The organism is Herbaspirillum sp. GW822-FHT03A08, from assembly GCF_058801885.1.
In genome coordinates this window covers 779,865-792,347 of record NZ_JBXANR010000003.1, presented here as the reverse complement: position 1 = coordinate 792,347, position 12,483 = coordinate 779,865, and the positions used below count along the sequence as shown (strand labels likewise).

General features: G+C 59.8%; 10 protein-coding genes. 6 read left to right on the top strand and 4 right to left on the bottom strand.

The genetic code is table 11. The annotated features are described in order from the left end of the window. The first annotated feature begins 40 nt into the window (after positions 1-40). Positions 41-649 carry a hypothetical protein gene (locus AC1RN6_RS12775; RefSeq protein ID WP_493005758.1) on the top strand — a complete coding sequence of 203 codons (609 nt, stop codon included), beginning with the start codon at positions 41-43 and terminating at the stop codon, positions 647-649. A 4-nt stretch (positions 650-653) separates the two neighbouring features. Here the strand turns inward: AC1RN6_RS12775 and AC1RN6_RS12770 are convergent, their stop codons facing one another. From AC1RN6_RS12770 to AC1RN6_RS12755, 4 genes are all read right to left on the bottom strand, one after another. Then, entirely contained in the window at positions 654-1,799 is a 1,146-nt protein-coding gene (locus AC1RN6_RS12770; RefSeq protein ID WP_493005757.1) for a mechanosensitive ion channel family protein, read from the bottom strand. A gap of 194 nt (positions 1,800-1,993) precedes the next feature. After that, positions 1,994-2,776, bottom strand: coding sequence for an enoyl-CoA hydratase (locus AC1RN6_RS12765; RefSeq protein ID WP_493005755.1), 783 nt, complete (start codon positions 2,774-2,776; stop codon positions 1,994-1,996). After that, on the bottom strand, positions 2,773-3,933 hold the full coding sequence (locus tag AC1RN6_RS12760) for an acyl-CoA dehydrogenase family protein (RefSeq protein WP_493005753.1): 1,161 nt from the start codon (positions 3,931-3,933) through the stop codon (positions 2,773-2,775). The genes AC1RN6_RS12765 and AC1RN6_RS12760 overlap by 4 nt, the downstream gene beginning before the upstream one ends. Before the next feature lie 253 nt (positions 3,934-4,186). Next, positions 4,187-7,840, bottom strand: a complete 3,654-nt coding sequence (locus AC1RN6_RS12755; protein WP_493005751.1) for an indolepyruvate ferredoxin oxidoreductase family protein — start codon at positions 7,838-7,840, stop codon at positions 4,187-4,189. 350 nt (positions 7,841-8,190) lie between these two features. Between AC1RN6_RS12755 and AC1RN6_RS12750 the strand changes: the two genes are divergently transcribed. The 5 genes from AC1RN6_RS12750 (at position 8,191) to AC1RN6_RS12730 (ending at position 12,481) form a co-directional block, all read left to right on the top strand. Next, positions 8,191-8,346, top strand: coding sequence for a hypothetical protein (locus AC1RN6_RS12750; protein WP_198361823.1), 156 nt, complete (start codon positions 8,191-8,193; stop codon positions 8,344-8,346). A 22-nt stretch (positions 8,347-8,368) separates the two neighbouring features. After that, positions 8,369-8,704: an antibiotic biosynthesis monooxygenase family protein gene (locus AC1RN6_RS12745; protein ID WP_493005749.1), complete on the top strand. Its 336-nt coding sequence runs from the start codon at positions 8,369-8,371 to the stop codon at positions 8,702-8,704. Positions 8,705-8,740: 36 nt separating this feature from the next. Continuing rightward, the gene (locus AC1RN6_RS12740) at positions 8,741-9,739 is read left to right on the top strand and encodes an alpha/beta hydrolase (RefSeq protein ID WP_493005747.1); all 999 of its coding nucleotides are present in this window, start codon (positions 8,741-8,743) and stop codon (positions 9,737-9,739) included. 436 nt (positions 9,740-10,175) lie between these two features. Then, entirely contained in the window at positions 10,176-10,832 is a 657-nt protein-coding gene (locus AC1RN6_RS12735) for a sugar dehydrogenase complex small subunit (RefSeq protein WP_493005746.1), read from the top strand. Then, the gene (locus tag AC1RN6_RS12730) at positions 10,829-12,481 is read left to right on the top strand and encodes a GMC family oxidoreductase (RefSeq protein ID WP_493005745.1); all 1,653 of its coding nucleotides are present in this window, start codon (positions 10,829-10,831) and stop codon (positions 12,479-12,481) included. Before AC1RN6_RS12735 ends, AC1RN6_RS12730 begins: the two co-directional genes overlap by 4 nt. The last annotated feature ends 2 nt before the right edge of the window (positions 12,482-12,483 follow it).

Genomic DNA, 12,483 nt, shown 5'->3' with positions numbered 1-12,483 from the left:
CGCATTCTGGCGGCGTTGAAAGACTGAAGAACGTTGTTGCATGCAGGATAAAACGATATTGCGCCCGGTGCAGCGCCGACGTTATATTATTCTCCACTGTCCCCCAATTTCTTCTGCCGCCATGATGAAAACATCGGTCCTCCGCTTGTCGCTCAGTTTCTCATTCGCGCTGTCGCTGCTGGCCTCTGCCGCCCATGCGCAAGAAGCCTGCGTCAGCACCAACCCGGTCATCGGCGCCATGCAAGCGCAATGGACCAATGCGCGCACCGAAACCACGCCAGCGTTCAGCGACGGCTTCGTCCCGGTGACGCTCCTGCTGTTGCAGCTGCCCCAAGCTGAAACGAAATATGGCAAGCTGGCGATCAAGTCGAAGAAAACGATGCGCTTCACCAACCGCTACAGCTGGCGTATCGAGACCGAAGGCGATTACTGGATCGCCGCCGATTCGCCTGCATGGATGGATGTTATCGACGACACCAACGGCAAGACGACGCTGGAACCGCTCACTTTCAATCATGGCCTGCGCTGCGCCGGGATCCACAAGGCCTTGAAATTTCACCTTCGCGCCGGCGCCTACACCTTGCTGATCGCATCGGAAGACACGGACAAGGTCAAAGTGTCCGCCGGTCGCGAAACCCCGCCCGAGTGACGGATCACGCCTGACGCGGCGAGCCGTCGATGATTTCATCGGGACGATCGGCAACGCTTCCACTCCGATCGGATGTCGCACCAATCTCCACCGGATCAATGGCTGAACGCAATCTCGGCAGGGCTTGCGGATAATCCCGCGCAATGAAGGCGATCATCGATTCACGAATCGCACAGCGCAAATCAAAAGCATTGCCCGAGTTTTGCGCGCTGACCAGCATGCGGATCTGCATCGCCCGGTCGCTGACGTCGGTGACCTGCAAGACGCAGACCCGGCCATCCCACTGCGGCGCCTGCTTGCAGACGCGCTCAAATTCGGCACGCAGCTTCTCCACCGGCAAGCAAAAATCCAACCACAGAAAAACCGTACCCAAGATGGTCGAAGAGGTGTGTGTCCAGTTTTCAAACGGGTTTTCAATGAACCACTGCAACGGCACGATCATGCGCCGTTCATCCCAGATCCGCACGACGACAAAGGTACCGGTGATCTCTTCCACCCTGCCCCATTCACCATTGACGATCAGCACGTCATCGATGCGTATCGGTTGTGAGAACGCAATCTGCAAACCGGCAATGAAATTCCCCAGTACCGGCCGCGCCGCAATACCCGCGACCAGACCGGCTACGCCTGCCGATGCCAGCAAACTCGCGCCGAATTGACGCGCGCCCGGCAAGGTCAGCAACACGAACGAAAACCCCAGCAAACCGACGATGAAATACGCGCTGCGCGTCAGCACGCGCGTCTGCGTCAGGATGCGGCGCGCCTTGAGGTTGTCGGCAATGTCGTAGGGATTGAGCTGGATCACCGTGGCACTGACCGACTCGATACATTTCATGACGAACCAGGTCAGCGCGAGAATCAACGCTACCGTGCAGAGATAAGACAGAGACCGCAATCCAGGCACGTCGTCGGGCGCAGCGGTCAACACCACCCGGATGGCGAACAAGGCGACGCAGACCTGGCTGGCGCGAAATGCAATGCGCGTGACGTTGGTAGTATACGGACGATTGCGCACCAGTTTGCGTACCAGCAGGATACCGATGCGATGCAGGATGACAGCGATCACCACCGCCACCAGGGCGGCAGCAGCGACGATCAGCCCCGACTGCAAAGGTCCCGGCTCCACACCGTTAAGAAATGGCAACTCCATCGGCAACTCCTGTTTATGCATGTCTGTAATAAACAAGATGATCGCCATTGAGGGACGACAGTTCCCCGGCTTGATTTTTTGACAAGCAATGAAGCCTCGCCGATAAACCGCAACGGCAATAAAAAAAGCCGGAAGTATTTGCTTCCGGCTTTGTTTATTGCTCCCCCTTCGATCTGACGGCGGGCTGTCAGATATCAGGCATTCTTCCATTCGGCTGCACGTTTCTGCAGGAAGGCGTTGACGCCTTCTTTCTGATCCTGCGTGTCGAACAGATCGATGAACAGTTCGCGCTCCACCGGCAAGGTCGTTGCCAAAGGATGGTGGCGCGCGCCCTGGATCAGCTTCTTGCTCGCGGTCACGCTGGATGGGCTTTGCTTGTCGACTTGCTTGGCCAGTTCCAGCGCGCGTTGCTTTGCCTGGCCTTGCGGCACGACTTCTTCCACCAGGCCGATGCGCAGTGCCGTCTCGGCATTGACCCGCTCGCCGCACAAAATCATGCGCTTGGCCCAACCTTCACCGACCAGCCACGGCAGCAATTGCGTGCCGCCTGCGCACGGCAGCAAACCGACCGAGGCTTCCGGCAAGGCCATCTGCGCCTGCGCTTCGGCGATGCGGATGTCGCAGGCCAAAGCACATTCCAGTCCGCCGCCCATGGCGTAGCCGTTGACCGCCGCAATCGACACGCCCCGAAAACCGCTCAGCGTCTCGAAGGCTTCACCGAAACGGCGTGCCATTTCACGCGCCAGCGCCTTGTCGCCATCGGCGAACAGTTTCAGGTCAGCGCCGGCGGAAAAGAATTTCTCTCCCTCGCCGGTGACCACCATGCTGTAGATGTTGTGGTTATTGTTGAGGTCGGTGACGAGACGCTTGAGGTCGATCAGGCCTTCGCGCGTCCAGGTATTGGCAGGCGGATTGGCGAGCGTGACGACTGCGGTATGGCCGACAACTTCAAGACGCAAATTGGTATAACTGGTCATCGAATATCCTCGTTGGATTCATTGTTGAGCAAATGACGCGCGATGATCACGCGCATGATTTCATTGGTGCCTTCCAGAATCTGATGCACGCGCACGTCACGGAAATAGCGTTCCAGCGGATACTCACGGATGTAGCCGTAGCCGCCATGGATCTGCAGCGCTTCGTTGCAGATCTTGAAGCCGAGATCGGTGGCGAAACGTTTTGCCATCGCGCAGTAAGTGGTGGCGTTCGGCGATCTGGAGTCGAGCTTGACCGCAGCCAGGCGCACCATCTGGCGCGCCGCGACCAGTTCGGTCTGCATGTCGGCCAGCTTGAATTGCAGCGCCTGGAAGTCAGCAATCGGACGGCCGAACTGCTTGCGCTCTTTCATGTAAGCATGCGCGGCATCCAGCGCTGCCTGCGCAGCGCCGACGGAACAGGTGGCAATGTTGATGCGACCGCCGTCGAGCCCCTTCATGGCGAACTTGAAGCCTTCGCCTTCCTGCCCCAGCAAGTGATTGGCCGGCACCTTGACGTTGTCGAAGCTGATGGTGCGCGTAGGCTGGCTGTTCCAGCCCATCTTGACTTCTTTCTTGCCGTAGCTGATGCCGGGCGTGTTGGCCGGCACGACAATGGCGGAAATACCCTTGGCGCCATCACCGCCGGTGCGCGCCATGAGCACCAGTACATCGGTCGCGCCCGCGCCCGAGATGAAGGCCTTGGAACCGTTGATGATGTAGTGACCGTCGACCAGCTTCGCGGTGGTCTTGAGCGAGGCGGCGTCGGAGCCTGAGCCCGGCTCGGTCAGACAGTAAGAGCCGATTTTCTTGCCGACGGCAAGGTCGCCGCACCAAGCCGCCTTGACTTCCGGCGTGGCCCACGAGGCGATCATCCAGCTCACCATGTTGTGAATGGTCAGAAAGGCCGCGGTCGACGGACAGGCATGCGCCAGTTCTTCGAACACCACGGTGGCGTCGAGACGCGAGAGTCCCATGCCGCCGACTTCCTCCGGCGTATACAGCGCGCAGAAACCGAGTTCGCCGGCCTTGGCGATCACATCAACGGGAAAATGTGATTCTTCGTCCCACTTTGCCGCATGAGGAGCCATCTCGCCGGCAGCGAAGTCGCGCGCGCTGGCCTGGAAGGCCAGTTGGTCTTCGTTCAGTTCAAAATCCATGTTTGTCTCCTGAGGTATATTTTGTGTTTGGCAAAAGACTAACGCAAAAGCGCGGGTGAAGGTGTCGCCGGGATGACATTGCTTGCCGGCAGCAGCTTTTCATCTTGCCACGTAAAAAATAATCGCGTCGTCCTGACGAATACCGAGACCCAGCGGCGTATTCAGCGGCTCAGATATAGGCACATTGAGCGTATTGACGACACTGGGTCCCAGCTTTCGCTGGGACGACGGCGTTATGAATTGAAGTTGAACGTCATGCGGCAGCCACCTGCGCCATATTGACCTTCTGAGCCAGATCGCCTGGAGCACGATAGCGGGCCAGCAATTCTTCCTGCTTGCCGCGCGCCTGCACGAGCGCCTTGTCCTTGACGTGGCCGTAGCCGCGAATTTGCTCGGGCAATTGCGCAATCTCGACAGCCAGCGCCAGCTTGTCCGCGCTCAGGCCATCCAGCAGCGACAGCACCGTCTCGCGATATTCAGCGATCAGACGACGCTCGGTCTTGCGCTCCTCCGTATAGCCAAAGACGTCGAACGCACCACCGCGCAGGCCCCTGAACTTTGCCAGCAGCTTGAACGCCGACATCATCCACGAACCGTATTTGGCCTTGACCAGACGGCCTTGTGCATCCTTCTTCGAAAACATCGGCGGCGCCAGGTTGAAGCTCAGCGAGAAGTCGCCTTCGAACTGCTGCTTCAGTTGTTCCATGAAGCGGCCGTCGGTGTACAAACGCGCGACTTCGTACTCATCCTTGTAAGCCATCAGCTTGGACAGATTGCGCGCGACCGCCATGCTGAGCTTGTCGCCCAGATTCAGGGCGGCTTCCTTCTCGCGCACCTGTTCCACGAAGCGTGCGAACGATTCTGCATATGCCGCATCCTGATAGTCGGCCAGGAAAGCCACGCGGCGCTTGATCAGCTTGTCCAGCGTTTCCGGCATGCGGATCACGACCGGTTGCGCCGGCACCGCGATGCGTTCGACACGCGCCAGATCGACGGCGGCGCGGCGGCCCCACAGGAAGCTGGTCTTGTTGGACTCGATGGCGACGCCGTTCATTTCGATGGCACGCAGCAAGGCGGCTTCGGTCAGCGGCAACTCGCCGCGTTGATACGCGTAGCCGAGCATGAACAGGTTGGTCGCAATCGAGTCGCCCATCAAGGCCGTCGCCAGACGCGTCGCGTCGATGAAATCGGCCTGATTGTCGACCGATTCCTGAATCAGCGCCTTGACGTCTTCAAACGGGAACTGCCAGTCGGGATTCTTGGCGAACTGGCCCGGCGGTTGCTGATGCACGTTGACGACCGCGCGCGTGCGCCCCGGACGCATCTTGGAAATCGCATCGTGCGAACCGGCGGTCAGCATGTCGCAACCGAGGATCAGATCAGCTTCGCCGGTGGCGATGCGCTGTGCACGGATGGCTTGCGGCGTGCGAGCGATGCGCACATGCGAGGTCACCGAACCGTTCTTTTGCGACATGCCGGTCATGTCCAGCACCGATGCGCCCTTGCCTTCAAGATGCGCGGCCATGCCCATCAGCGCGCCGATGGTAATGACGCCGGTGCCGCCGATGCCGTTGATGAGGATGTTGAACGGCGTGTCGCAGGATGGGATCGCCGGTTCGGGAAGCACGCCGAAGTCGTCGATACTGTCCTTCTTGATGACGCCGGTTTTGGATTTCTTGAGCTTGCCGCCGCTGACGGTGACGAAGCTTGGGCAAAAGCCCTTGACGCAGGAGTAGTCCTTGTTGCACGAAGACTGGTCGATGGCGCGCTTGCGGCCGAACTCGGTTTCCAGCGGCAGGATCGAAGTGCAGTTCGATTGCACGCCGCAGTCGCCGCAGCCTTCGCAGACGGCTTCGTTGATGAACAGGCGCTGATCCGGGTCGGGATATTCGCCTTTTTTGCGGCGACGACGCTTCTCGGCGGCGCAGGTCTGGTCGTAGATGATCACGGTCACGCCCGGCAACTCGCGCATGTCCCGTTGCACGGCGTCCATGTCCTTGCGGTCGTGGATGGTGACCAGAGCCGGCAGATTGGAGCGATCGCTGTAGCGGCTGATGTCTTCACTCACCAGCGCGATGTGCTTGATGCCTTCGGCCGCCATCTGCTGCGCAATCATCGGCACCGAGGTAGTGCCGTCAACCGGCTGGCCGCCGGTCATCGCGACCGCATCGTTGTACAGAATCTTGTAGGTCATGTTGACGTTGGCCGCCACCGCTGCGCGAATCGCCAGATAACCCGAATGGAAATAAGTGCCGTCGCCAAGGTTGGCGAACACATGCGGCACTTGCGAAAACGGCGCCTGCCCGATCCATGGTCCGCCCTCGCCGCCCATATGGGTGGTCAGCTTGTTGAACTCCGGATAGATCGCCGTCGCCATCACGTGACAGCCGATACCCGCCAGCGCAAAACTGCCTTCCGGCACCTTGGTCGAGGTATTGTGCGGGCAACCCGAGCAGTAATACGCCGGACGCGGCGGCGTGCTCACGGCCTTGTTCAGCACTGCATCCTTGGCATCAAGAAAGGCCAGACGTGCCTTGATCAGGTCGCTGGTGTGGAAACGCGCAATGCGCGCTGCAATCACGCGCGCGATCTGGGCGACGGAGAAGTCCGCCTTGGAAGTCAGTAGCCACTCGCCGCGCGGCGCAACCCATTCGCCCTTTTCGTCGAACTTACCGATCACGCGCGGACGCACGTCGTCGCGCCAGTTGTAGAGCTGTTCCTTGAGCTGGTATTCGACCATCTGGCGCTTTTCTTCAACCACCAGAATCTCGTCCAGGCCTTGCGCGAATTCGCGCACGCCTTCCGGCTCCAGCGGCCACGGCATCGACACCTTGAACAGGCGCAGGCCGATCTCGGCGGCAAACTCTTCATCGATGCCGAGTTCGCTCAGTGCTTCCAGCACGTCGAGATAGGACTTGCCTGAGGCGATGATGCCCAGCCGCGCCTTGGGGCTGTCGATCATCACCCGGTTGAGCTTGTTCGCGCGCGCGTAGGCGAGCGCGGCGTAAATCTTGTAATCCTGCATCAGCGCTTCCTGCTTGCGCGCCTGCACGCCCAGCGTGTCGGTCGACAAACGGGCGTTGAGGCCACCTTCAGGCATGACGAAGTCGGCCGGATATTTGATCTCGACGCGGAACGGATCGGCGTCCACCGAGGCGCTCGACTCGACGGTGTCGGCCAGCGCCTTGAAGCCCACGGTACAGCCGGAGAAGCGCGACATGGCCCAGCCATGCAGGCCGAGGTCGAGGTATTCCTGCACGTTGCAGGGATACAGCATCGGAATCATCGATGCCGAGAAAATGTGATCGGACTGATGCGGCAAGGTCGATGAGTATGCTCCGTGATCGTCGCCCGCCACCAGCAGGACGCCGCCTTTGGCGGAGGTGCCGGCATGGTTCATGTGCTTGAGCACGTCGCCGCAACGGTCCACGCCGGGCCCCTTGCCGTACCACATGGCGAATACGCCGTCGACTTTGGCCGGTCCGATCAGGTCAACCTGCTGCGTCCCCCAGACGGCGGTCGCCGCCATGTCTTCGTTGGTGCCGGGCTGGAATTTGACCTTGTGCGCTTCCAGATGCGGCTTGGCCTTCCACAAGGCTTCGTCGAGACCGCCCAATGGCGAACCGCGATAGCCGGAAATGAAGCCCGCGGTATTCAGTCCGAGCTTCTGATCGCGCAGGTATTGCAATAAAGGCAAGCGCACCAGCGCCTGGATACCTGACAGGAAGATCGAACCGGAAGTCGCCGTATATTTGTCGTCCAGACTGACCGGGGCCAATGCAGTGCCGGAAGATACGGAAGAGGATGGTGCTGCGGAAGTGTGAGTTGCTAGCTCCTGGACTGTCTGTCCTGCCACGTCTGGCAGGATCGACAATCCAGCAAGCCCGGCTGCCGAACGGGATTCCATGTCTGTCTCCAAAATGTTTATTCAGATATCGCCTGCCATTACTGCACCGGGTACGATGCGTTACTGCCAGACAAAATGACCGTGGTAGCGGTCTTCACAACAATCCGTTCACCGAAACTGCTGTGACTGAAGTCTATGCTTTTGGAAGAAGATGAAGGAAATACTGTTTTTCGATGATGGTATAAGTTTTAAATATACCCCTGCGCCTTTGAACCCGCCGCCTGCATTCTCCCGGTGGCACCTTGCCCTCAATCAATGGTAGGATCGCTGCGTTCGCCCGGCATGGCCAGCATGACTGAAATGGCTAAACTGACCGGCGTCTTCGTTCAACACCAACAACATCAAGAGTCATGAAACGAGTCATTACCAGCATCCTCATCGGCGTCGTCCTCTACTTCCTGCTGCCGTTCATCACCAAGTTCATCCCGCAATACCGCCTGGCGGTCTGGTCGATCACTTCCGCCATCGTGGCGTTTGTGGTGTCGGCAGGCATGGACCGGGTATAAATCTGTCTAAGCGATCACATCCATGACAAGCTCGCCATTCGCCAGGCTCCCTGAGCCGCCCTACTATTCCGTCACCTTTTCGTCCATGCGCACCGAAGGCGACCACGGCTACGGCCGGATGGCCGATCGCATGGTGGAACTGGCATCGGAACAACCCGGCTATCTCGGCGTGGAAAGCGCCCGCGGAGACGACGGCTTCGGCATCACCGTCTCCTACTGGAGCAGCCTGGAAGCCATCGCAGCATGGAAATCCGTGGCGGAACACCGGATCGCGCAGGAGACGGGGAAATCGCGCTGGTATGAGCACTACGAAGTGCGCATTGCACGGGTGGAGCGCGCATACGCAAAGCGTCCCTGATCGCCTCATCAGGTTCAGGTTCAGGCTCTCGCTTGCTTGCTCAAGCATCAACCTCGACGTTTCAGCCGAATCGTCAATCCAGACATCTGCATGCCTGAGGCAACCTACAACAGCGCCACCTACTGGCAGCAGTACCAGCACTTCTTCCCGGAAGATGCACGTATCTCTGCGGACAATGCTCCCGCCGAAGAATGGTTTTCCTGGCACGGCGCGTCTATCCATCTTGATCGGTTTTCATCGCCCTCATCGCCACTGACCATAATCATCGTGCATGGCGGCGGTGGCTATGGGCGTATGTTTGCGCCGCTGGGGCGGCTGCTGCATGCGGCCGGTTATGAAGTCCTTGCACCAGACCTGCCCGGGTATGGATTGACTCGGGCCGATGCGTCGATGATCGATTATGCAAGCTGGATCGAGGTACTGTGCGATCTTGCCGCTGACGCATATCGCCGTCGTGGACGACGCGTGGTGTTTTTCGGCGGCAGCCTGGGCGGCTATCTGGCGTATCTGTGCGCAGCGCGCATGAGCAAGGAGATAGTCGCCGGCGTGATGGCTACCACGCTGGCCGATCCGCGATCGCCGCTGGTGCAGCGGCAGTTTGCGCGCAATGCGCTGGTCCTGCATGGAATGATGCCTTTGATGCCGTGGTGTGCAGCCTGGTTCGGCAAGCTCAGGTTGCCCGTGAAATGGTTTACCAAAATGCACGCGATGTCGAATGATCCCTCGCTGAACCGGCTGGTAGCCGATGATCCCTTGGGCGGCGGCGTGCATGTTCCTGTCCGCTTCATGCATTCGATCTTTACCGTGCGTCCGGCCATTGAGCCGGAGGACTTCGACGTCTGCCCGGTGTTACTGGTGCATCCGGCCAATGATCGCTGGACCGGCGTTGCGTCGAGCCGCCCGTTTTTTGAGCGTATCAAGGGCGAGAAGACCTTGGTCATGCTGGAAAACTGCGGCCACTTTCCCGTGGAAGAACCTGGCATCACGCAACTTCGGCTGGTGGCGCTGGCGTTTCTGTCAAAAATCGCAGGCTGACGCGCGAAGATAATTTTTTCACAGCTCATGTTGCAGCAGCAAAGCACATCTCCGGCCGCGCGGGATGCTGCGTCCATTTCCAGAATACGAGCCACAGCACAGCCTCGCATTTTGCGCGTCAAACCGGGATGCCGTTCCCCGCAAAACGCATGCGTGTTAGCGCTAACATTGTTATCATTGAGACTCGTTGTTCCCGGATTTTTGTTCTTTCTGCTGCAGGATTTCATCTGTCCCGGCAGGAAGACGCTGCAAAGAATCACGTTTTTTGCATTGCCAGGACTGTTTTTCAGCGCGGCAGGATCAGGCTCGTGTCATCATGCATCTGTATTGATCTGCATGAACCACTGATCCGCCAGACGCTCTCACGCTTTCAACAAGCAACCGCAGGAGTTTGCACAATGCGCCAGGTCACCATACCCAGCATCAAGGTCGCTTCATGAAGCCACCCGCCCCCACTCCCAAGACAAGCCCTCAGACGGGTTTCAAGCTCACCGGCGGCATCAGCCGGCGCCATATGCTCATCGGACTGGCTGCGTTGGTCGCCGAAGCGGGCTTCTGGAGCAACCCGCTCTTCAGTAATGCCCAGACCGCTCCTGCCTCTGCATCCACTGCACCGCCGCCTCCCAGTCCCGAAGCAGTCGCCTTCCTGACATTCTCCAAGCGCATCACCGGCCACGCCGATCTCAAGCTTGATACCGCCAGCCGGATGGAAGCCGCGATGCGCAAGACCTATCCCGATTTTGCCGCGCAATCGCCCAGGCTGGCCGCGTTGCTGCAGAACGAGCAAGACCCTAAGGCCTTGCTGGCTGCTGCCACCGACGCCGGTCTGCGCGATCTGGCGCTGGCGATTGTCGCCGCCTGGTACACCGGCACCATCGGCAAAGGCCAGCAGGCGGTCGTCGTCTCGTATGCCGAGGCCTTGATGTACCAGCCTGTCGCTGACGGCCAGACCGTGCCGACGTATTGCAACTATGGTCCGCTGTGGTGGACCAAGGCGCCGCCGGAGATTCGCGTATCCGCCCCTGTCGAACCGGCTCCCGTGCCTGCGCCTGCCACCACCGGCACTCCTGAACCTAAAGCAAAAACACTATGAAACTCCCTACATTTACCGCCGAGGGCGATGCAACGGCTGATGTCGTGATCGTCGGTTCCGGCGTGGTCGGCGCCATGATTGCCGATCAACTCGTGAGCCAGGGTTACTCCGTCCTGATGCTGGAAGCCGGCTTGCGCATCGAGCGCGCACAGGCGGTCGAGAACTGGCGCAACATGCCTTTCGAGAGCCGCGTCGGATCGGATTTTCAAGGGCTCTATCCGCAAGCGCCGAATGCACCTGCGCCGCTTTACTTCCCGAAGAACAATTACATCGCGCTGTCCGGCCCTGACGGCAACGGCTTCCAGCAAGGCTATCTGCGCACCGTCGGCGGCACCACCTGGCACTGGGCGGCATCATGCTGGCGCCACCTGCCGGTCGACCTGAAGATGAAATCGACCTATGGCGTCGGCCGCGACTGGCCGATCTCCTATGAAGAGCTGGAGCCCTACTACTGCCGCGCCGAAGAAGAAATGGGCGTAGCCGGTCCGAACGATCCGGCCATGCAATCGCCCAGCGAGCGCAGCAAACCGTATCCGATGGACATGGTGCCTTGGGGTTACGGCGACAAGCGTTTTGCCGAAGTGGTCAATGCGCACGGCTACAACTCGGTACCGATTCCGCAGGGACGCAGCACGCGCCCGTGGCAAGGCCGCCCGACCTGCTGCGGCAACAATAATTGCCAGCCGATCTGCCCGATCGGCGCGATGTACAACGGCATCCATCACGTCCAGCGCGCCGAAATGAAAGGCGCCAAGGTCCTGGCGGAAGCCGTAGTCTACAAAGTAGATACCGACCAGAACAACCGCATCACCGCCGCTTACTGGTACGACGCCGGCAAGCAATCGCACAAGGCGACTGCGCGCGCTTTCGTATTCGCCTGCAACGGCATCGAAACTCCACGCTTGCTGCTGCTCGCCGCGAATGCCGCCAATCCGAACGGTCTCGCCAACTCATCGGATCAGGTCGGCCGCAACATGATGGATCACTCCGGCTTTCACTGCACCTTCCTCGCCAGCGAGCCGATCTGGACCGGTCGCGGTCCGGCGCAAAGCAGCTGCCTGGTCGGTCCGCGCGATGGTGCGTTCCGCTCCGAGTATTCATCGAACAAGATGATCCTCAACAACATCACACGCGTCGGTCCGGCTACGCAACAGGCGCTGAAGCTGGGCCTGGTCGGCCAGGAACTCGATGACGAAATCCGCCGCCGCGCGGCCTTCGGTGTTGATCTGTCGATCAGCCTGGAACCGCTGCCGGAAGCCAACAACCGCCTGACCCTGAGCAAAACCCGCAAGGATCCGCTCGGACTGGCGTGCCCAGACATTTACTATGACGTCGGCGAGTACGTGCGTAAAGGCGCGGAAGCGGCGCACAAGCAGCTGGAACACATCGGCCAGTTGTTCGGCGCGGTAGAGTTCAACATCACCACCAGCCTCAACGCCAACAATCACGTGATGGGCGGCGTCATCATGGGCAGCGATCCGAAAGACTCCGTGGTCAATGGCAACTGCCGCGCCCACGATCACGCCAACCTGTGGCTGCCGGGCGGCGGCGCGATGCCTTCCGCCAGTGTGGTCAACAGCACGCTGAGCATGGCTGCGCTTGGCTTGCGCGCAGCAGATGACATCAGCAGAACACTGGCAAAGGGATGATC

What these genes read in the sequence shown, in the direction of transcription:
- AC1RN6_RS12775 (WP_493005758.1), top strand. Translation starts at nt 41, where the DNA reads ATGCAGGATAAAACGATATTGCGCCCGGTGCAGCGCCGACGTTATATT.
- AC1RN6_RS12770 (WP_493005757.1), bottom strand. Translation starts at nt 1,799, where the DNA reads ATGGAGTTGCCATTTCTTAACGGTGTGGAGCCGGGACCTTTGCAGTCG.
- AC1RN6_RS12765 (WP_493005755.1), bottom strand. Translation starts at nt 2,776, where the DNA reads ATGACCAGTTATACCAATTTGCGTCTTGAAGTTGTCGGCCATACCGCA.
- AC1RN6_RS12760 (WP_493005753.1), bottom strand. Translation starts at nt 3,933, where the DNA reads ATGGATTTTGAACTGAACGAAGACCAACTGGCCTTCCAGGCCAGCGCG.
- AC1RN6_RS12755 (WP_493005751.1), bottom strand. Translation starts at nt 7,840, where the DNA reads ATGGAATCCCGTTCGGCAGCCGGGCTTGCTGGATTGTCGATCCTGCCA.
- AC1RN6_RS12750 (WP_198361823.1), top strand. Translation starts at nt 8,191, where the DNA reads ATGAAACGAGTCATTACCAGCATCCTCATCGGCGTCGTCCTCTACTTC.
- AC1RN6_RS12745 (WP_493005749.1), top strand. Translation starts at nt 8,369, where the DNA reads ATGACAAGCTCGCCATTCGCCAGGCTCCCTGAGCCGCCCTACTATTCC.
- AC1RN6_RS12735 (WP_493005746.1), top strand. Translation starts at nt 10,176, where the DNA reads ATGAAGCCACCCGCCCCCACTCCCAAGACAAGCCCTCAGACGGGTTTC.
- AC1RN6_RS12730 (WP_493005745.1), top strand. Translation starts at nt 10,829, where the DNA reads ATGAAACTCCCTACATTTACCGCCGAGGGCGATGCAACGGCTGATGTC.